Consider the following 20,565-nt stretch of genomic DNA (forward strand, 5'->3'; position numbering starts at 1 on the left):
CTAGATAATTATCTGGGAGGCTTTTTTAATCTCTTATTTTTTTTACAAAAAACTCGCAATTTTTTCTGCCATGGCCTTAAACTCTGCTTCGGTTAATTTTTCTTTTTTACCAAACGTAGCATCTGCCATTTGATTCAACGGAATTAAATGTACATGTACATGGGGCACCTCTAAACCAATTACAGATAGCCCCACTCTTTTACAAGGCACTGCTTTTTCAACAGCAGCAGCAATGGTTTTAGAATACTGAAATAATTTGGTGTACAATTCATCCTCTAAATCAAAAAGTTTATCTACTTCTTTTTTAGGCACTACCAACGTATGTCCAGCTGCATTAGGATTGATATCTAGAAAAACAAAAAAGTCATCATTTTCTGCAATTTTGTATGATGGAATTTCGCCTTTAATGATTTTTGTAAAAATGCTCATTTTTAATGTTTAATAATTAATAACTAACCGAATACATATTACTATGTACTTTGTATTAAAAAACTATCTAGAAATTTCAACAATTTCGAATTTCATCACTCCGTTTGGGGCTTTAATTTCGGCAATTTCTCCTTGCTTATGACCTAACAAACCTTTACCAATAGGAGAATTTACAGATAATTTTCCATTACGAATATCCGTTTCAGAATCTGCCACCAACTGATAGTTAAATTCCATTCCATTAGCCACATTCTTAATTTTTACTTTAGAATGCACTAATATTTTAGAAGTGTCTATTTGCGATTCATCTAAAATACGAGCATTGGCTACTACATTTTTTAGTTTTGCTATTTTTAGTTCTAATAAAGATTGTTCCTCCTTTGCAGCATGATACTCTGCATTTTCACTCAAATCTCCCTTATCTCTAGCTTCCGCAATTTCATTAGAAACTCTAGGGCGTTCTGTTTGCTCTAAAAATTCTAATTCTTGTTTTAATTTCTTAAATCCTTCTTCAGAATAGTATGATACTTCACTCATCGTCTTTATATTTTAACAAAAAAATCTCATTACCATTTGGAAATGAGACATACACAAATATATGGAAATAATCGGAAGCTAAAAAATTGCTGTATCTTTACTGCATAATTATTTTAAAGATGAATCTCTTAGTTAAAAAAGTTATTTTATTTAGTTTTTTCTTGGTTTTAACCTCTTGTATAAAAAACGATTTTAATCAGCGCAACACTTTAGTTCCTTATGTAAATGTAAATACATATGTTAATACTGATTTTATAAGTATTGTAGGACAGCATGTTATTATATCAGGACAAGGATCTCAGGGAATTATTGTTTTTAATTTTGATGGAAACAACACCTATAGAGCTTTCGACTTAGGTTGTCCTTACACAAAACCTAGTGAGTGCAATATTCCTATGGACGTTGATGAAGCCACGGGAGAAATGTCTTGTGCTGGTTGTGGTGATGATGATATTAGGTTTACCCAATACATAAATGGAGTTACCATTGGAGAAACAGAGTATTATTTAAGAGAATATAATGCATATCTTGAGGGTGGCGTGGTGAGAATCACCAATTTTTAAACAGAAATTCCTTCATTATTCGTACTTTTGCGACCAAATATTATTTCATGGAAAATTATTTTTCTTCTGACTTTAAATTAGGAGTTCTTGGCGGAGGTCAATTGGGGCGTATGCTTTTAGCAGAAACTCAAAAATTTGATGTTCATACCTGTATTTTAGACAGCTCTAAAGATGCTCCTTGCGCACCTTATTGCAATGAATTTTTTATAGGTAACCTACTAGACTATAACGACGTATATCGTTTTGGTAAAAAAGTAGATGTACTTACCATAGAAATTGAGCACGTAAATATTCAGGCTTTATACAAACTTGAAGAAGAAGGGGTTAAAGTATATCCGCAACCAAGAGTCATAGAAACCATTCAACACAAAGGAAAACAAAAGGACTTTTATAAAGAAAAAAATATTCCTACTTCTCCCCATCAGCGTTTTAATTCTTTAGCAGAGTTAAAAGCAGCTAATTTGACTGAATTCCCATTTGTATGGAAATCTGCTCAATTTGGATATGATGGAATGGGCGTGAAGATAGTTCGTTCTGTTGATGACATCAACAATTTACCTGATACGGAATGTATTACCGAAGATTTAATTCCTTTTAAAAACGAATTAGCAGTTATTGTTGCCAGAAATGCCGATGGTAAAGTAAAAACATATCCAGTGGTAGAAATGGAATTCCATCCAGAAGCTAACCAAGTAGAATATGTTATTTGTCCTGCTCGTATTAGTGATGAAGTAGCCGCCAAAGCACGTAGGGTTGCTATGGATGTTGCCAATGCTTTTAAACATGTTGGTTTATTAGCCGTAGAAATGTTTCAAACAGAAAATGATGACATCATTATTAACGAAGTAGCTCCAAGAACCCACAATAGTGGACATTATAGTATTGAAGCTTCACACACCAGTCAGTTTGAGCAACATTTACGTACCATTTTAAATTTACCGTTAGGAAATACAGACAGTAAATTAGCCGGAATTATGGTGAACTTGGTAGGTGCTGAAGGTTACGAAGGAAATGTAGTATATGAAAACATTACCGATATTTTAAAAATAGACGGTGTAACGCCACATATTTATGGAAAAAAAACAACCAAACCTTTCCGTAAAATGGGACATGTAACCATTGTAAATAAAGACATCAACATTGCTCGTAAAACAGCTGAGTTGGTTAAAAATACAGTTAAAGTAATATCAAAATAAGTAATAAAAGTTAGAAAGTTAAAAGTTTGTAAAGTTGTACAAAACTTACTTTCAGAACAAAATCAGTAATAGTTACTACAAGATTAAAAAGTTTTATATAAACAACTACTTTTTAACTTTATAAACTATTCAACTTTAAAAACTAAAAACAATGAAAGTAGCAATCGTAATGGGGTCTGATTCAGATTTACCAGTAATGCAAGAAGCCATTGATATTTTAAAAGAATTTGAAATAGAAACAGAAGTAGATATTGTTTCTGCACACAGAACCCCAGAAAAATTATTCGATTTTTCTACCAATGCTCACAAAAGAGGCGTTTCTGTAATTATTGCAGGAGCAGGTGGAGCTGCACATTTACCAGGAATGGTGGCTAGTATGAGTCCATTACCTGTAATTGGAGTACCAGTAAAATCTAGCAATTCTATTGATGGTTGGGATTCTGTATTGTCTATTTTACAAATGCCTGGAGGCGTTCCTGTAGCAACCGTTGCTTTAAACGGAGCAAAAAACGCTGGAATTTTAGCCGCTCAAATTATTGGAGCAAGTAACAGTACTGTTTTAGACAGCATAGTCGCTTATAAAGAAGGATTAAAAACCAAAGTAATTGAAGCTGCAGAAAGAGTAAAATCTTCTCAACAAGAAAAATAAAACTTTTTCATAAGTTTATACCTTAACAACGCATCCTCACGGAATGAAAATAACAGAACGCATTCAACAACCTATTTATAAAGAAATGGCCGCCTTTGAAGACAAATTCAAAGAAGCCATGGCTACCAAAGTACCGTTGTTAAATCGTATTACCCACTACATTGTTCGTAGAAAAGGGAAACAAATGCGACCAATGTTTGTGTTTCTTGTTGCTAAAATGGTCTCCAACGGAAACTTTAACGAAAGAACCTATCGTGGAGCTGCTGTAATTGAATTAATTCACACCGCAACCTTGGTTCACGATGATGTGGTGGATGATAGCAACAAACGTAGAGGTTTCTTTTCTATCAATGCTTTATGGAAAAATAAAATTGCCGTTTTGGTAGGTGATTTTTTACTTTCCAAAGGATTGTTACTAAGCATTGACAATGATGATTTTGACATTCTTAAACTAATTTCTATTGCGGTGCGAGAAATGAGTGAAGGAGAATTGTTACAAATAGAAAAAGCCAGACGTTTAGACATTACTGAGGATGTTTATTTTGAAATCATCAGGCAAAAAACAGCCACTTTAATTGCTGCTTGTTGCGGAATTGGAGCAGCCTCCGTAGGAGCGAATAAAGAAGAGGTTGATAAAATGCGTTTGTTTGGAGAATACATCGGTATTGCTTTTCAGATAAAAGATGATTTATTTGATTATTCTGATGAACAAATAGGAAAACCTACTGGAATTGATATCAAAGAACAAAAAATGACTTTGCCTTTAATTCACACCTTAAATATTTGTAGTGATAAAGAACGTAAGTGGTTAATTAACTCTGTAAAAAATCATAATACCGACAAAAAGAGAGTAAAAGAAGTGATTCAGTTTGTTAAAGACAATGATGGGTTAACTTATACCACTAACAAAATGCACGATTACAAAAACAAAGCCTTGGACATTTTAAATACGTATCCAGATACTGAGTACAAAGAATCTTTGCTAACTATGATTGATTACGTGGTGGAACGTAAAAAATAAATCATTTTTATACCTCAAAATCTCAAAATCGTTTTTTGACAAATAGTTCACTAAATTAGTTCTACAGACGTTTGTTAATTAATGAAAGTATTCAAATTTATTTTCTTCTATTTCCTCTGCTATAGCTCTTTTGGGCAAATAGTAAACAAAAACCGTGTGACTAAAAATCTTACTACTAGTCAAGATACCATTACACTAGAAAACGTTGCCATTAGTCCTGTAAATTTTGAAGTAAAAGACCTTAATGGAAACATTATTCCATCAACCCAATACTATTTAAACCCACAAAAAGGACAACTTTATTTTTACAATAAAACGCCTCAAAAAATAAAAGTTAGCTACTTTAATTACCCCTCCTTTTTAACACAAACTTACAGTCCGTTTGATAAAAATTTAATCATTCCAAAAGCGACTCCCTCAGCAAACACTTACTCTTTGGGAAAAACTTATGATAAAAGTGATTTTTTTGGAGATTTAAATACTTATGGAAACATCACTAGAGGAATTACGGTAGGAAACAATCAAGGATCGGTGTTAAACTCAGGATTAGATTTACAAATTACCGGAAATTTATCAGAAAACTTAAAAATTAGAGCCAGTATTAAAGACTCTAATTTACCCATTCAAGAAAACGGAATATCACAGAGTATTAATGAATTTGATAGAGTTTTTATTGAACTATTTACCGACATCTGGAACATTAAAGCTGGAGATGTTGATTTATCAAATAAGGATAGTTACTTTTTAAATTTCACTAAAAAAATTAATGGAGCAAAGGTTGATGTTGTTTTAGATGATGGAGATCAAAAAACGTTTATCACCGCTTCTGGAGCTTTGGTAAAAGGAAAGTTTACTACACAAAACATTAGTGCTGTAGAAGGAAATCAAGGACCTTATAAATTATTTGGAAGTAACGGAGAACAAAATATTGTAGTAATTTCTGGTAGTGAAACCATTTATGTAAATGGAATTACCCTCAAAAGAGGTGAACAACACGATTACACCATTGATTATAACACTGCCGAAATTACTTTTACATCTACTTTTCCTATCAACGCTTCGCAAAGAATTATTATTGATTTTCAGTATAGTGATAGAAATTACAATCGTTTTGTCACCCACGATGGAGCTACTTATCAAAATGAAAAATTTACGATTGGAACTTATTTTTACAACGAAAACGATGTTAAAAGTCAACCTTTGCAACAAAATTTAAGTGATGAACAAAAACTAGTTTTACAACAAGCCGGAAACGATCCCTCTCAAATGATTGCCAATAGTGCTGTAGCCACAGACTACGATGAAAACAGGATTCAATACATTAAAAATAATACAGGGAATTTTGAGTTTAGCACTGATGAAAATGCCAATTTATTTAACGTTCTGTTTAGTTATGTAGGAACTAACAATGGAGATTATGCTATTAGCCAAACCACCGCAACAGGAACTATTTATGAATATGTGGGTGCAAACTTAGGAGATTATTCACCTGTAACATTGTTGATTGCCCCTACCAAACTACAAATAGCAGTGGTAAAAGCAGGTTATCAAATCAACAACAACTCTTTTATCAATTCTGAAGTTGCTTACAGTAATAATGATCGTAATTTATTTTCATCAAAAGATGACAATCAAAACCATGGATTGGCAACCACCTTAACTTGGCAACAGCAAATAAGTGAGCAAAAATGGAAAACTCATAACTTATTAGAAGTAGATTTTGTACAAAAATATTTTAAAAACATTGAACGTATTTATAACGCAGAATTTAACAGAGATTGGAATATTAATGTGAATTTAACGCCAAACTTTTTAGGAAATCAAACCTATATTAGAAACGCTTTGGTTACCAAAAACACCAATCAACATAAAATTACTTTCAACACTGATTATTTAAAACTAGGTAATATTTTCACAGGTTATAAAGCTGGATTAAACTCTTATAACCATTTTGGAAAAGCCATTTTAAACACTCAAACCAGTTATTTAAAAAGTACCAATGGAAGTGAACAAGGATATTTTACTAGAAACATCTCTACTTTAAAATATCAACTTAAAAAAGCATGGATAACAGGACTGTTGAATTACGAGGACAATCAACAAGAAAACACACAAACAAATACTTTAAACATCAACAATCAAAAACTGATAAAAACAGGATTGGTTCTCGGTGTTGGAGATTCTACCAAAGTGTATTCTAAATTTGGTTTTGACATCACTCAAATAGACAGCGTAAGGACAAACAAATCTGTAAAAGTTCAAAAGGCAAAGAATTATTCCATCGAAAGTCAATTAATTAAAACGGAACAAACTTCTTTAAAAACGTTTATCAACTACCGAAAAGTACAACACTTTTATACAGATGATATAGATGTTTTTAATGGAAGAGCCCAATATACCCAACAATTTTTTAAGAATATTTTACGTTGGGCAACCGTTTACGAAACCACTTCGGGAAGCACTCCCCAACAAAACTTTACCTATATAGAGGTAGAACCAGGACAAGGATATTATACTTATTTAGGGGATTTAAACAACAACGGAATTAAAGATTTTGATGAATTTGAAGTGGCACAATTTACCGATCAAGCCAATTATTTACGTGTAATGTTACCTAATATCAACAGGGTGGCTACACAAAAAGCCAAGTTAAGTCAATCTGTATTTATCAATTTTATTCAGTTTAAGAACAAAACATCCAAGTGGTTAAAAACCCTATCTCATTTTTCCAATCAGTCTAGTATGATCATCAATAAAGACCAGCTAAAAGATGGAAAAAAATTCAACATCAATCCTTTTGACATCAAAAATGAACAGGTAATAGGCTTGCAACAAAACATAAGAACCAGCTTGTTTTTTAATAGAGGGTTACAAAATTACAGCACTACATATACATTTCAGAATAACAAAAACACGCAAAACATCAGCAGCGATTTTCAAACCGCTACTCAAAAGATACACGAACTTAATTTTCAACACAATATTTTAGGTTCATGGATTATTGTCACTACAGCAAATACGGAAATTAACAACAATACAAGCACTAGTTTTAATAGTAGAAATTTTAACATTCTTTCTAAAGAAATCAACCAATCAATTAGTTTTTTAAAAGATGAATTTTCTACCATTGAAACCAAATATACTTATAGAGATGAGTATAATAATTTAGGATTAGAATCGTTAAAAAGTCATGATTTTGGTTTAGAATACAATTATAACAATGCCAGTAAAGGGTCTGTAATAGCCACGATTAATTTGATTGAAAACAACTACAACGGACCTATTAACACGCCGGCCTCGTATAGAATTTTAGAAGGACTACAACCCAATAGAAACTATACCTGGTCATTAATTGTACAAAAAAAACTAACCCAACTGTTAGACCTTAGTATTAGCTACAATGGACGAAAAAACATCGCAAGTAACGCCATTCATACTGGTAGCATACAATTAAGGGCTAACTTTTAAAAGGAATTAGGCGACCTCATAAAAATGACCTATTTTTGAATTATAAAAATTTACCCATGAAAAAAGTATTATTTCTGTATGTTTTGTTGTGTACACTAAATATTTCTGCACAAAACAGCGAAATTAAAGTTGACCTTTTAGATATTTTAGTCTTAAGAACTTTGGATGTTTCTTATGAGCATCAATTAAATGATGAAGCTTCTATGGGACTTTCTTTATTCATCAACTTCGAGCCTAAAAGCAATGATTTTAGATATAACGAAGATTTTCAAATCACGCCATATTTTCGTCAATTTTTAACTGATACAGGAGGGTTTGATGTTTTTGGTGAACTATTTGGAACTTTAAATTTTGCAGAAACTGAAGAAGATGAATTTGGAGATACTAAAAATTACTCTGATTTTGCATTGGGTCTAGGAGCAGGAGCCAAACATGTTTCTAGAAATGGATATATTTTTGAAATTAATGCTGGAATTGGTAGAAACTTATTTAACTCTAGTGTTTCTAGGCAATTTGTTCCTAGATTTGGAATAAGTGTAGGTAAACAATTCTAAAAAATCATGAACCGATTTCGAAAACAATACACTATTTCTGATTATCCATCCATTACCAAAGAATTCATTAAATGGTTAGGGTTTTCACTAGTGATTGGTTCGTTGGTTGGTATTGCTTCAGCAGCTTTATTAGTATCTTTAAATTGGGCTACTCATTACCGTGAAGCAAACAAAGTAATTATTTGGTTATTACCTATTGGAGGATTGTTTGTAGGGCTTTTGTACCATTATTACGGTCAATCTGTAGCCAAGGGAAATAATCAACTTTTAGAAGAGTTAAACACACCTAAAGACATTATTCCTTTTAAAATGGCTCCGCTTATTTTTTTAGGAACGGTGGTCTCTCATTTATTTGGAGCTTCTGTAGGTCGAGAGGGAACTGCTGTACAAATTGGTGGTGCTATTGCTGATCAGTTTTCAGGATGGTTTAAAATGAATAAACACGACAGACGAATTATTATCCTAATGGGAATTAGTAGTGGTTTTGCTGGATTGTTTGGAACCCCTTTGGCAGGAGCTGTATTTGCTTTAGAAGTTTTATTAATTGGAAAAATAAAATACAATGCCATTTTACCTTGTTTATTGGTCGCTGTAGTTTCTAATTATGTTTCTAGAGAAGTGTCACATTATTTACACGTTCCCCATACTCATTATCATATTGATGTGGTTCCTAAATTAAATACCTTGAACTTTTTTTGGTGCATTTTTGCAGGAATTTTATTCGGAATTGTGAGTACTTTTTTTTCTAAAGGTGTAAAATTCTTTGGACAATTTTCAAAATACATTAAATATCCACCACTACGACCAGTTATTGGTGGAACAGCCATGGCTATTTTAATTTATTTTATAGGTACTAAATATATAGGATTAGGAATTCCTACCATTTTAGAATCGTTTAACACCACGATGAATAGTTACGATTTTGCCATTAAAATTATTTTAACCACTTTTTGTATTGCCTTTGGATTTAAAGGTGGAGAAGTAACCCCTTTGTTTTTTATTGGAGCCACTTTGGGTAGTGCACTTTCTATGTTTGTTCCCTTGCCTATTGGCTTATTAGCAGGAATGGGATTTGTAGCTGTTTTTTCTGGAGCTACCAACACCCCTATTGCTTGTACTTTAATGGGAATTGAATTGTTTGGTATGGAAGGTGGTGTTTATATTGCCATTGCCTGTGTAACTGCTTATATTTTTTCTGGACATACAGGAATCTATAGTTCTCAAATAGTTGGGGTTGCCAAAACTGATAAATATTCAAAAGAAGAAGGTGTTAAAATCCATGAAATTGATAGAAAATAACACCTCGCATTATATTTTATATTTTCTCTAACACAATTTGCTCTTTATTTTTAGCTATCATTCCAGAATAAAGTTCTTTTAACTCTGCATATTGGGTTGGTAAAATTATACCCGTATTAAATTCTTTTACAGACATTAAAATAATTTTATCACCCATTTGCTGAATTAAATACTTATAACTTCCTTTATTATCACTCATTTTAGCATATAATCCTTTAGGGATAGAAACCACCTTATAACCTTTTGGAATGGTAATATTAATAGATCTTGTTTCAGCATAAGGAGCAACCAAATCAACAGGATATTTTCTAGTTTCTAAAGTAAATGGATTTTCTGTTTCTTTAAAAAACAACATAGGATTGATATACTTTTTACCATTAATGGTTTCACAAAAATTACTCCCTTCAACTTCGGCTTTAAACATAATAGGTTTTGATAAATTATGTTTGTTCTTAATTTCATAAGACACCACATTCATGTGATAATCACTTTTTAATTTCTCTTTAAATTTTTCATCACTTAATCGGTTGTATTTTTTTCTAAAACTAAAAGCTTCTCTATCTGTAATTTTACTTTGTAAACTACATTTTAAATTAAAGTTTTCATCAAAGACAGCATTGAGAATAAAATTTTCTTGAGATTTTTTTGCGTTGGTTAAAGGAACACTAAACGTTTGCCCTCTTTTATACAAAAGCCTACCTTCCCAATTCATAGCTCTTGAAGGTAAAAAATTAATAGCGTGATAAGGATCACTGGCATCTAATAAAACCCTAACTCCTTGTTTACTTTCAACTGCTGCCATTACATAATTTAAACCTTCTAGTGTAGGATATAATGGTGTTCCATGTCCCTTGGTACTTGACAAAACAGGATTTGCATTTATTCCTGCTTCTCTTAACATGGCCACCAACATTAAATTGATATCTGCAATACTTCCCGTTCCTTTTTTATAAGCATCTACAACTCCTTCATGTGTATAAATACCTGTATATCCATCCCAAGTAACTTTTGATTTCACAAAATTAAAAATAGCCGGAATAATTTCCTCTTCTGTTTCTTTACCAGCAATTACTTTTTCTAAATCATCTGAAAAATAAGAGTGCTTTTTTAATTGAGACCCAAAACTACTATAGTCATATAATTTTTCGCAAACAGACTCCCAAGAAGTTGAGTAGTGTTCTATAATAGAATTAGGAAAATCTACATAAGACAATTCATAACCAATAGTTCCTACATAATCTTTATAACTTGCTGTAAAAGGCTCATCATCTTTAAGAGCCAATATATTTTCGCCTTTAAAAACAGTTTCCTCTTCAGTATAATCAACTCTTGATTGTTCTACCCCTGTTCCAAATAAAATTCTATTATACTTATTTTCAACCTTAGGAGACAACGACATATATCCTTTAGAACTTTTTTTAAACCCAAAATATTCTGGAATTCTTGTACTGTGATAAATAAATTTAATAGGAATTTCTTCCTGAATTTTAAAGTCATCAATATCCCAAAAAACAGATCTTAATTCATATGACAACTCAACAATACTTCCTTTTTTTACATTCGGAAAAGCAATTTTTTTGTAGCTATAGTATTCATTGTTTTCATCTGTGTACATTTCTTTTTTTTCTACATCAGTCTCTTCAATTTTACCATTCACTAAATTGTACGTGGTAGCTTTAATTCTACTTAATTTATCTTCAGTTCTATTGCTTTTTGCATAAAATCTAATGGATTGATTCCCATAATCAAAGCCATCTTCATTGTATATTTTGATAATATGATGAACTTTTACAATTTTCTGAAATCCTTTATCTTTATCATACTCAAAGGTTACCTCTTTGGTTTTGTACAAATAAGCAGCTTCTGCAATAGAATCTATAGAGCAAACTTCTTCTTTTAATTCTTCTTTGGTTATTTTTCCGAATCTTCGGTCTTGAGCTCCTACATTGGCAAAACTTAAAACCGAAATTGTTAGTAATACTAGTTTTTTCATTTTTCTCTTTTTAATACAATTTTTAAATTATCGTGTTTTCTAATAGTTTCAATAAATTCACAATAGGCACTATACTCTTCTTTAGGATACCTTCCTTCTTTTAAATAAAAGGATCTTGTATATTTTAATGTATGCTCATCAACTTTTACAATAGACACATTATAGTTTCCAAATTTATTTTTAATAGTCTTATTTGGAGGAATGCCATCTGTTATAAAGTTTTTTGGAAGGTTTACCAATGTGGTATCAACATCTACAAAGCCCGTATTAATTTGAAAAGGCTGTTTTCTGTCTTTCTGTTTTTTTGGAGATCTTCTATACATGTTAAAAACATTCATTCTTAACATCATTTCCTCACCCATAAAAGGAGCGAATTTTTGAATATCAACCTTTAGTTTTTCAGTAAATTCTAAGCTATCCTTGTTATTTACAAATTCATAATTGTTAAGAGACAGATTATTATCATAACTCCATCTTGATGATTTATAATACTTATTTAAATCCCTTTCTGTTTCAGTTTCATGATGATATTTATCGCTGTACTGAATTCCTTTAGAAACAATATTTAAATCAGCTTTTATATTTCCTAAACTATCTAAATTGACAACAACATTAGATACTTGAGTGTTATTTGTATCTTTATATTTTGGCGTGTGCTTAATAACTCCACCGTCTTTTTCTAATACAAGTACATCTCTATCATCGGTAAAATCACCCAAAAAACCAAAAGGAATGGTTTGACTGGTACATTCTAACCAAACATCTTTTCCGTGATTTATTTTGGGAATATTTAAAATCATATGATTTCCTTGAATACCTATAAATTCTTTATCAAAATCTCTTCTATTTTTAGCATAGACCAATACCCAATTTGATTCTATTCCAACCGCATTCAACAACGCTTTTGTATAGTTTGATAATCCTTTACAGTCTCCATAACCCAATCTATCCACATCACTTGCAGGGGTAGGTTGCCAACCTCCTACTCCAATTCCAACAAAAACATATCTTGTTTTATTTTGCATATATTCATAAACTAGCTTTGCTTTTTTTAGTGTATCTGGTTCGTCTTTTACTAAATTTTGAATCTCAACTTTTGTAGCTTCCTCTAACTCAATTTGAGAATTGTATAAATTTTCTCTTAACCACTTTCCAAATTGAGACCAGTTATTAACGCCAGATGCAGTAAAACCTTTTAATGAAAAATTAGTTAAACCAATATTTACACCTGGTAAAACTTCCTCTAAACCCAAAGCATAACTTTCTCTTTTTACAGCTTTCTCATTTTCCAATAAATAGTGAATAACTCCATCTTTTGATAAATTTTGAACCTGACTACCTACTATGTTTTTTTCTTTTTTTAGAAGGGTAAAATTCTCAGGATTATTCAATATGAACTCACTCTTTTCTACACTTACATTATAACCTTCAATAGGAAACCAATCAGGTATAAATGCTGTTGTTTTTGTTTTAAACTCGTATTGAAATTCTAACGTGTAAGGATACGTTCTTGGGGTAAAATCTAAAAATTTCACTCTTGTGTCCGAGTAAAAACCAGAAACAGCACTTCTGTCTTGAAATTGCTTTTTAGAATACTCTCTGGTTTCTACTCCAAAAGCATTGTACTCTACCGCAGAAATGTCCGATATTTTAGAATCGTCACTATATGTTTGATAATAGTCTACGTGTTTATTTCCATCAGAATTAAGAACGGTAACAGCCTTTGTATAAGACACCACCATGCTTTTTTCGTCTTTTATAAGAATATTATACTTAGACAACCGTATAATAGCATCAGCATTTTCTTTTAAGTCTTTAGGAATTGAAGTGATGGAATAATCTTTTTTTTGACCAAATAAAAGTATTGGCGAACACAATAATAGTGTCGCAACTTTATGTATCAAATTCATAGCTTATATTTTTTTGCACAAAATAGTCTTTTTTTGATTTATACAAAATTGAAATTGATGCTTATTTTAATCTTAAACATTTATTTTTGCCAAAAGCTTTTCCAATGATTTTTACAGATACCCACACACACTTAAACAGCGAACAATTTGATGAAGATAGAAATGAAATGATTCAGCGTGCCATTAAAGCTGGTGTAAAACGTTTGTTTATTCCTTCTGTAGATTCAAATTACACTCAAAGCATGTTTAATGTTGCAGAAACTTTCCCTAACAACGTGCATTTAATGATGGGGGTTCATCCTACCCATATTAAAGAAAATTATAAAGAAGAATTGGCCATTGCTCGTGAGTGGTTAGAAACTGGAAAGTTTGTGGCTGTTGGAGAAATTGGAATTGATTTGTATTGGGATGATACTTACATCAATCAACAAAAGCAAGCCTTTAAAACCCAAATACAATGGGCAAAAGAGTTAGGACTTCCTATAAACATTCACTGTAGAAATGCTTTTAAAGAAGTTTTTGAGATTTTAGAAGAAGAAAAATCCGACAAATTATTCGGAATTTTCCATTGTTTTACAGGAACCTTAGAAGATGCCAAAAAAGCCATCGAATATAATTTAAAGCTAGGAATTGGTGGAGTAGCCACTTTTAAAAACGGAAAAATAGATCAGTTTTTATCAGAAATTCCTTTAGAACATATTGTATTAGAAACTGATGCTCCTTATTTAGCCCCTACTCCTTTTAGAGGAAAAAGAAATGAGTCTGTATACGTGATAAATGTTGCCGAAAAACTTGCTACTATTTATCAAAAAAGTTTAAAAGAAATTGCAGCCATTACAACACAAAATAGTATTGATATTTATGGGATTTAGTTATTTTAAACTTTTTTCATATGCCTCTCTTGGACTATTTCTAAAATAAACTTTACCACAATAGGCATATCCCAATTTTTTAAAAATACCAAGCATGGCCACATTATCAAAATTGGTATCGGCTTTTATACTATATATATCATTGTCTAGAGCATATTGTTCAATGCAACTCATCATTTTTTTAGCCAATCCTTTTCCTAAATGATTTTCTGAAATCGCAACCCTATGAAAGACTACAAAATCATCATCTGTTAACCATTTGCCCTTTATATTTTCATATTCAGGTTCATCGTTTATTAACACCGCTGCATAACCAACAATTGTTTCATTTTCTGTTAAAACAAAACCAACATGCTTCTCAATATCTTTTTTAATGACTTCTAGATTTGGATATCCATCTTGCCACTGATTACTTCCTTCTTGCTTTCTTCTTTCTATGGCTTGTTTTAAAATATCCCATATAGCAATCACATCATCCAACGTAGCTTTTCTAAACTGATTCTTCATTTATAATTCTCATTTAATTTTACAGCACAAAAGTTTTAGTGATTGTATTGTATTTTGGAACAATTTTATATAAATCTTTCTGAACGCAAAAATCTATATTATCCTGTTTGCCTAATTTTTTTAAACGGAAAGCATGCTCACAAGTATCTAATTTCTCTTTGTAATTTGATACATATTTTAAAAAATAACTCTTAGCAATATCTGCACTATCTGCGGAACAATATTGCTCTGGCAAACTTGCTATTACAGCCCCAGCAAACATGAAATCTTCTGTACTCATTTTGCCTTTCCAACCAGCGCATACCAATAAAACATCTAAATCTGATAGGTTGATATATTCATTTATGGCAGATAAATTAGCAAACGTTCCTATAATGATTTCTTTTGCCTTTAAAGACATGTCTATAGCTTTGGTTCCGTTGGTTGTAGAAATAGCAAACTTTTGATGGGCATATGTTCCATCTAAAAAAGACAAGGGAGAATTGTCTACATCCATTCCATCAACCTTTACACCATCTCTTTCACCACCCACTATGAAACCTTGCTTTTTTAAGGCAATGCAATCTTCTACTTCTAAACAAGTTTTTACTTCCTTTACACCATTTGCCATGGCAGTAACAATGGTTGTTGTGGCTCTAAAAATATCTATGATCACCACCAACTTACCTTCCACTTCATAATTTGGAGTGATTTCTGGAGCTACTACTACTTCTATGTTTTTCATTTTTTTATTTATCTATCAAAAATAAAAATCCCCTTTGAAAAATATCAAAGGGGATTGTATATATTCTAAGGTTTTAAATCTTAAATATTTGCTTTAAAGAATTCACGATTCATACGAGCAATGTTGTCTAAAGAAATTCCTTTAGGACATTCAACCTCACAAGCTCCTGTGTTTGTACAGTTACCAAAACCTTCAGCATCCATTTGCGCAACCATGTTACGTACACGGTCAGCAGCTTCTACTTGTCCTTGAGGTAACAATGCATATTGAGATACTTTAGCTCCTACAAATAACATTGCAGACGAGTTTTTACAAGTAGCTACACAAGCACCACAACCAATACAAGTTGCAGCATCCATCGCTTCATCAGCAGCATGTTTAGAAATTGGTAATGAGTTTGCATCTTGAGTATTTCCTGAAGTATTTACAGAAATAAATCCTCCTTGGTGTTGGATTCTATCAAAAGCAGAACGGTCTACCACTAAATCTTTAATTACTGGGAATGCTTTTGCACGGAAAGGCTCTATATAAATAGTGTCTCCATCCTTAAACTTTCTCATGTGTAACTGACAAGTAGTAATTCCTCTATCTGGCCCATGTGCTTCTCCATTAATAAATAACGAACACATTCCACAAATTCCTTCTCTACAGTCGTGATCAAATGCTACAGGCTCACCACCTTCATTGATAATTTGTTCGTTTAATACATCTAACATTTCTAAGAAAGACATATCTGGTGAAACATCATTAATCTTATAATCAACCATTTGACCCTTATCGTTAGCATCTTTTTGACGCCAAATTTTTAAAGTAAGTTTCATATTCTTTCTTATTTGTATGATCTCGTTTTCAACTCGATATCGTTAAACTCTAATTGTTCTTTATGTAGCACTGCATCAGCAGGCTCTCCTTTATATTCCCAAGCCGAAACAAATGCAAAGTTTACATCATCACGTTTTGCTTCTCCTTGTTGTGGTCCTTCAGTTTCAGCAGATTCTTCACGGAAGTGACCTCCACAGGACTCTTCTCTTACCAAAGCATCTTTTGCAAACAACTCTCCTAATTCTAAGAAATCTGCTACACGTCCTGCTTTTGCTAACTCTTCGTTATAAGTATCAGCAGATCCTGGTACTTTTACTTCTTTCCAGAACTCCTCACGTAAAGCTTTAATTTCAGCCATTGCCTCAGTCAATCCTTTAGCATTACGAGCCATACCTACTTTGTTCCACATAATTTTACCTAAACGTTTGTGGAAATGGTCTACAGATTTTGTTCCATTGTTGTTAACGAAGAAATTGATTTGTTCTTTCACAGATTTTTCAGCTTCTTCAAACTCTGGTAAGTCTGTTGATATTTTTCCTGTTCTAATATCGTTAGATAAATAATCTCCAATAGTATATGGTAACACAAAATATCCATCAGCCAATCCTTGCATTAATGCAGATGCTCCTAAACGGTTAGCTCCATGATCTGAGAAGTTTGCCTCACCAATACAGTAACATCCAGGAATGGTTGTCATTAAGTTATAATCAACCCAAACACCTCCCATAGTATAGTGTACTGCAGGATATATCATCATTGGTGTATTGTAAGGATCTTCGTCTACAATTTTCTCATACATTTGGAATAAGTTACCGTATTTAGCTTTTACGATTTCTTTTCCTAATTTATCTATTTTTTCAGCACTAGGATTGTGATCTCCATGAATCAATGCTTGTTCTCTTCCGTAACGCTCTATGGCAGCAGCAAAATCTAAATAAACTGCCTCTCCTGTTGCATTTACTCCAAAACCAGCATCACAACGTTCTTTTGCAGCTCTCGATGCAACATCACGTGGTACTAAGTTTCCAAAAGCAGGATATCTTCTTTCTAAGTAATAATCTCTTTCTGCTTCAGACAAATCAGTCGGTTTTTTCTTTCCTTCTCTAATCGCTTTTGCATCTTCTAATTTTGCAGGAACCCAAATACGTCCATCGTTACGTAAAGACTCAGACATCAATGTTAATTTAGACTGATGATCTCCAGAAACTGGAATACATGTTGGGTGAATTTGCGTGTAACATGGGTTTGCAAAGAAAGCTCCTTTTTTATGGATTTTCCATGAAGCAGAAACATTAGAACCCATTGCATTTGTTGATAAGAAAAATACGTTTCCGTAACCTCCTGATGCAATTACTACAGCATGTGCTGAATGTCTTTCTATTTCTCCTGTAACCAAGTTACGAGTAATAATTCCTCTTGCTTTTCCGTCAACCAAAACAACATCCATCATTTCATGACGGTTGTACATTTGTATTTTTCCACGTCCAATTTGACGGTTCATTGCAGAATAAGCTCCTAATAATAATTGTTGTCCTGTTTGTCCTTTAGCGTAAAAAGTACGAGATACTAATACCCCTCCAAAAGAACGGTTATCTAGCAATCCACCATAATCACGTGCAAAAGGTACTCCTTGAGCCACACATTGGTCAATAATATTTGCCGATACTTCTGCCAAACGATATACGTTTGCTTCACGAGCACGGTAATCTCCTCCTTTTACAGTATCATAAAACAATCTGTAAGTAGAATCTCCATCTCCTTGGTAATTTTTTGCTGCGTTAATTCCCCCTTGAGCTGCAATTGAGTGGGCTCTACGAGGTGAATCTTGATAAGCAAATGCTTTTACATTATATCCTAACTCAGCCAAAGTTGCTGCTGCAGAACCTCCTGCCAAACCAGTTCCAACTACAATAACGTCAATATTACGTTTGTTTGCTGGGTTTACTAAGTCGATATGATTTTTATAACTAGTCCATTTCTCTGCGATAGGACCTTTTGGTACTTTAGAATCTAAAACTGCCATAGTCTTTATATTTTATTGATTGAAATGGTGAAACAAAGCAATGATGATAAATCCTACAGGAATACCAATTGCATAAATTTTTGAAATGGTCTCTAATTTGGCAGCACGTTTAGCACTCATTCCGCTAGATTGGAATGCAGATTTAAATCCGTGTAATAAGTGCAATGCTAAAAACGCAAATGCTGCTACATAAGCACCAGTTCTTACTGGACTGTGAAACTTGTGTACCAACTCACCATAATATCTATTTGGATCTTCTGGAAGCATCGCAATGTATTTGTGATTGATTTCTGGAAACCAAAAATCAATAAAATGCAATACAATAAAAGCTAAGATTGCCAAACCTGAATAAATCATGTTTCTACTAGCCCAAGAAGCATTGGCAGCACCATTGTTTTTTACGTATTTAACATTACGAGCAGCTTTGTTTCTAATTTCTAAAACAAACCCCATAACGAAGTGAAAAACAACTCCAAAAATTAAAATTGGTTGTAGCGCAAACTGAACTGCCGGGTTGGTTCCCATAAAATGTGACAACTCGTTAAATGCATCTGCACTAAAAATTGATGTTAAATTGATTGCAAAATGTTGCAACAAGAAAAACATTAAGAAGAAAGCAGAAGCAGCCATCGCTACTTTCCTTCCTATCGAAGAAGATAAAACTCCACTCATTAGTTTTAAAATTAATTTGTTAATAACCGAATACAAATTTAAACGATTTGATTTATTATTAGGTGCTATTCCCTTATTTCGTTCTTTATTTAGATAGATTACAAGCTAGAATTTAAAGAATTATCAAATCTTTGCTTTTGATTTAAATTTTTAACAAGAAAAAAGAAGGTTTTCTACGTATTTGATCATCTTTTTTGCTCTTTTAAGTAATTTGAGGGAGCAGACCCTGTAATGATTTTAAACTGTCTATTAAAATTAGATAAGTTGTTAAATCCACATTCAAAACAAACATCAATAATGGCGTATTTATTGTCTAAAATTAATTTACAAGCATAATTAACACGTAGTTCATTTACGTATTTAATAAAATTTTTCCCATGTGCTTTTTTAAAATACCTACTAAACGCAGAGGGATTCATACAAGCAACTTCTGCCACCTTTTCTAAAGAAATATCTGTATTAAAATGATTGTATATATATTCATAAACCACTTCTAATTTTTTAAGCTTGTTATCAGAAAAACTTTGTACAAAATCTTGACTAGACAATAAGCTATATGCTTCCCATTTGGCTAAAAGATTTAATATTTTTAGTAATTCTATTACTCTATTAAATCCAGCATATTTATTTAAAGACTGGATTCTTTTATTAATGAGAGAAGTATCTCCTTTAAAAACAATTCCCCTTCTAGCTTTTACAAACAAGTTTTTTATTTCTACCATTTCTGGCTGTTTTAAAAACTCCTCTCCCAAAAACTCTTCGGTAAAATGAACTACGGATGCCTCGGCAAATAAATCATTACCTTCAACAAAATACTCTTCACTATTAACCCACATATGAGGTAAATTTTTGCCTAGCAACACTAAATTTCCTTCAGAGAACTTTCCAATAAAATCACCTGCGAATAAGGTTCCTGAACTAGAACTAATAAAGTCTAACTCTAATTCTTTATGAAAATGCCATACTTTTAAAAAATGGTTTTCTTTATTGGTTTGAACATTAAAACAACTGTGGGCTGGGGTTCTGTCGAGGTACTTTGGTTTCAAGAGAATATTTTTTATTAAAATTAACAAATTGGTTTTAATAAGCAAATAAAATGCAAAAATAGTACTAATAAAGATTTAAAAAGATTAATCTTTACTGACTTTGTAAACATCTATAAAACAAATAATTAAAAAGTATTTTAGGTTTAATTATTATGTAAAACATTTAAATTAGATAAAAATTCAACAAATCGTGTATATTTTAACCGTAGCACTATTTTACAACACACATTTTTAGCATATTTGCACTCTTAAAAAAAACAAAACAACTAGAAACTAAAAA

The 20,565-nt window shown here is 32.1% G+C and carries 18 protein-coding genes; 8 read left to right on the top strand and 10 right to left on the bottom strand.

Annotated elements, in window-relative coordinates; genetic code table 11:
- Nucleotides 1-42 precede the first annotated feature (42 nt).
- Entirely contained in the window at nt 43-429 is a 387-nt protein-coding gene (locus QVZ41_RS03585; RefSeq protein WP_302883175.1) for an HIT family protein, read from the bottom strand.
- Between the two features lie 63 nt (nt 430-492).
- The gene (gene greA, locus QVZ41_RS03590) at nt 493-966 is read right to left on the bottom strand and encodes a transcription elongation factor GreA (protein ID WP_302883176.1); all 474 of its coding nucleotides are present in this window, start codon (nt 964-966) and stop codon (nt 493-495) included.
- Nucleotides 967-1,085: 119 nt separating this feature from the next.
- Between greA and QVZ41_RS03595 the strand changes: the two genes are divergently transcribed.
- The 7 genes from QVZ41_RS03595 to QVZ41_RS03625 all read left to right on the top strand — a co-directional run bounded on the left by QVZ41_RS03595 (nt 1,086) and on the right by QVZ41_RS03625 (nt 9,716).
- Complete coding sequence (locus tag QVZ41_RS03595) at nt 1,086-1,529, top strand: hypothetical protein (protein ID WP_302883177.1); 444 nt, start codon at nt 1,086-1,088, stop codon at nt 1,527-1,529.
- Nucleotides 1,530-1,576: 47 nt separating this feature from the next.
- A complete protein-coding gene (locus QVZ41_RS03600) occupies nt 1,577-2,725 on the top strand; it encodes a 5-(carboxyamino)imidazole ribonucleotide synthase (RefSeq protein ID WP_302883178.1) in 1,149 nt (382 codons plus the stop codon).
- Nucleotides 2,726-2,876: 151 nt separating this feature from the next.
- Complete coding sequence (purE, locus tag QVZ41_RS03605) at nt 2,877-3,374, top strand: 5-(carboxyamino)imidazole ribonucleotide mutase (protein WP_302883179.1); 498 nt, start codon at nt 2,877-2,879, stop codon at nt 3,372-3,374.
- A 43-nt stretch (nt 3,375-3,417) separates the two neighbouring features.
- Nucleotides 3,418-4,395 carry a polyprenyl synthetase family protein gene (locus QVZ41_RS03610; RefSeq protein ID WP_302883180.1) on the top strand — a complete coding sequence of 326 codons (978 nt, stop codon included), beginning with the start codon at nt 3,418-3,420 and terminating at the stop codon, nt 4,393-4,395.
- A gap of 156 nt (nt 4,396-4,551) precedes the next feature.
- Nucleotides 4,552-7,863 (top strand): hypothetical protein, encoded by a 3,312-nt coding sequence (locus QVZ41_RS03615; protein WP_302883181.1) that lies wholly within the window; start codon nt 4,552-4,554, stop codon nt 7,861-7,863.
- A gap of 56 nt (nt 7,864-7,919) precedes the next feature.
- Nucleotides 7,920-8,417, top strand: coding sequence for a DUF3575 domain-containing protein (locus QVZ41_RS03620; protein ID WP_302883182.1), 498 nt, complete (start codon nt 7,920-7,922; stop codon nt 8,415-8,417).
- 6 nt (nt 8,418-8,423) lie between these two features.
- Complete coding sequence (locus tag QVZ41_RS03625; protein WP_302883183.1) at nt 8,424-9,716, top strand: voltage-gated chloride channel family protein; 1,293 nt, start codon at nt 8,424-8,426, stop codon at nt 9,714-9,716.
- A gap of 16 nt (nt 9,717-9,732) precedes the next feature.
- Here the strand turns inward: QVZ41_RS03625 and QVZ41_RS03630 are convergent, their stop codons facing one another.
- Nucleotides 9,733-11,709 carry a transglutaminase family protein gene (locus QVZ41_RS03630; protein ID WP_302883184.1) on the bottom strand — a complete coding sequence of 659 codons (1,977 nt, stop codon included), beginning with the start codon at nt 11,707-11,709 and terminating at the stop codon, nt 9,733-9,735.
- The gene (locus QVZ41_RS03635; protein WP_302883185.1) at nt 11,706-13,619 is read right to left on the bottom strand and encodes a DUF3857 domain-containing protein; all 1,914 of its coding nucleotides are present in this window, start codon (nt 13,617-13,619) and stop codon (nt 11,706-11,708) included. Before QVZ41_RS03635 ends, QVZ41_RS03630 begins: the two co-directional genes overlap by 4 nt.
- Before the next feature lie 104 nt (nt 13,620-13,723).
- Here QVZ41_RS03635 and QVZ41_RS03640 point away from each other — a divergent pair, with 104 nt between their 5' ends.
- Nucleotides 13,724-14,491: a TatD family hydrolase gene (locus QVZ41_RS03640; RefSeq protein WP_302883186.1), complete on the top strand. Its 768-nt coding sequence runs from the start codon at nt 13,724-13,726 to the stop codon at nt 14,489-14,491.
- Here the strand turns inward: QVZ41_RS03640 and QVZ41_RS03645 are convergent, their stop codons facing one another.
- The 6 genes from QVZ41_RS03645 to QVZ41_RS03670 all read right to left on the bottom strand — a co-directional run bounded on the left by QVZ41_RS03645 (nt 14,492) and on the right by QVZ41_RS03670 (nt 20,285).
- Nucleotides 14,492-14,998 (bottom strand): GNAT family N-acetyltransferase, encoded by a 507-nt coding sequence (locus QVZ41_RS03645; RefSeq protein ID WP_302883187.1) that lies wholly within the window; start codon nt 14,996-14,998, stop codon nt 14,492-14,494. It abuts the gene before it with no gap.
- A gap of 19 nt (nt 14,999-15,017) precedes the next feature.
- Entirely contained in the window at nt 15,018-15,722 is a 705-nt protein-coding gene (locus QVZ41_RS03650; RefSeq protein WP_302883188.1) for a 2-phosphosulfolactate phosphatase, read from the bottom strand.
- A gap of 80 nt (nt 15,723-15,802) precedes the next feature.
- Nucleotides 15,803-16,543 carry a succinate dehydrogenase/fumarate reductase iron-sulfur subunit gene (locus QVZ41_RS03655; RefSeq protein WP_302883189.1) on the bottom strand — a complete coding sequence of 247 codons (741 nt, stop codon included), beginning with the start codon at nt 16,541-16,543 and terminating at the stop codon, nt 15,803-15,805.
- 8 nt (nt 16,544-16,551) lie between these two features.
- Nucleotides 16,552-18,567: a fumarate reductase/succinate dehydrogenase flavoprotein subunit gene (locus QVZ41_RS03660; RefSeq protein ID WP_302883190.1), complete on the bottom strand. Its 2,016-nt coding sequence runs from the start codon at nt 18,565-18,567 to the stop codon at nt 16,552-16,554.
- Between the two features lie 12 nt (nt 18,568-18,579).
- A complete protein-coding gene (locus QVZ41_RS03665) occupies nt 18,580-19,239 on the bottom strand; it encodes a succinate dehydrogenase cytochrome b subunit (RefSeq protein ID WP_302883191.1) in 660 nt (219 codons plus the stop codon).
- Between the two features lie 185 nt (nt 19,240-19,424).
- On the bottom strand, nt 19,425-20,285 hold the full coding sequence (locus QVZ41_RS03670; RefSeq protein ID WP_302883192.1) for an AraC family transcriptional regulator: 861 nt from the start codon (nt 20,283-20,285) through the stop codon (nt 19,425-19,427).
- Nucleotides 20,286-20,565: the final 280 nt, after the last annotated feature.

Origin of the sequence: Wenyingzhuangia gilva (genome assembly GCF_030519655.1) — a bacterium.
Classification (GTDB): domain Bacteria; phylum Bacteroidota; class Bacteroidia; order Flavobacteriales; family Flavobacteriaceae; genus Wenyingzhuangia; species Wenyingzhuangia gilva.

Bases quoted from the DNA above. Each gene is read 5' to 3' on its own strand.
- greA (WP_302883176.1), bottom strand. From the start codon at position 966: ATGAGTGAAGTATCATACTATTCTGAAGAAGGATTTAAGAAATTAAAA.
- QVZ41_RS03620 (WP_302883182.1), top strand. From the start codon at position 7,920: ATGAAAAAAGTATTATTTCTGTATGTTTTGTTGTGTACACTAAATATT.
- QVZ41_RS03585 (WP_302883175.1), bottom strand. From the start codon at position 429: ATGAGCATTTTTACAAAAATCATTAAAGGCGAAATTCCATCATACAAA.
- QVZ41_RS03665 (WP_302883191.1), bottom strand. From the start codon at position 19,239: ATGAGTGGAGTTTTATCTTCTTCGATAGGAAGGAAAGTAGCGATGGCT.
- QVZ41_RS03595 (WP_302883177.1), top strand. From the start codon at position 1,086: ATGAATCTCTTAGTTAAAAAAGTTATTTTATTTAGTTTTTTCTTGGTT.
- QVZ41_RS03630 (WP_302883184.1), bottom strand. From the start codon at position 11,709: ATGAAAAAACTAGTATTACTAACAATTTCGGTTTTAAGTTTTGCCAAT.
- QVZ41_RS03650 (WP_302883188.1), bottom strand. From the start codon at position 15,722: ATGAAAAACATAGAAGTAGTAGTAGCTCCAGAAATCACTCCAAATTAT.
- QVZ41_RS03635 (WP_302883185.1), bottom strand. From the start codon at position 13,619: ATGAATTTGATACATAAAGTTGCGACACTATTATTGTGTTCGCCAATA.
- QVZ41_RS03610 (WP_302883180.1), top strand. From the start codon at position 3,418: ATGAAAATAACAGAACGCATTCAACAACCTATTTATAAAGAAATGGCC.
- QVZ41_RS03600 (WP_302883178.1), top strand. From the start codon at position 1,577: ATGGAAAATTATTTTTCTTCTGACTTTAAATTAGGAGTTCTTGGCGGA.
- QVZ41_RS03645 (WP_302883187.1), bottom strand. From the start codon at position 14,998: ATGAAGAATCAGTTTAGAAAAGCTACGTTGGATGATGTGATTGCTATA.
- QVZ41_RS03625 (WP_302883183.1), top strand. From the start codon at position 8,424: ATGAACCGATTTCGAAAACAATACACTATTTCTGATTATCCATCCATT.
- purE (WP_302883179.1), top strand. From the start codon at position 2,877: ATGAAAGTAGCAATCGTAATGGGGTCTGATTCAGATTTACCAGTAATG.
- QVZ41_RS03640 (WP_302883186.1), top strand. From the start codon at position 13,724: ATGATTTTTACAGATACCCACACACACTTAAACAGCGAACAATTTGAT.
- QVZ41_RS03660 (WP_302883190.1), bottom strand. From the start codon at position 18,567: ATGGCAGTTTTAGATTCTAAAGTACCAAAAGGTCCTATCGCAGAGAAA.
- QVZ41_RS03655 (WP_302883189.1), bottom strand. From the start codon at position 16,543: ATGAAACTTACTTTAAAAATTTGGCGTCAAAAAGATGCTAACGATAAG.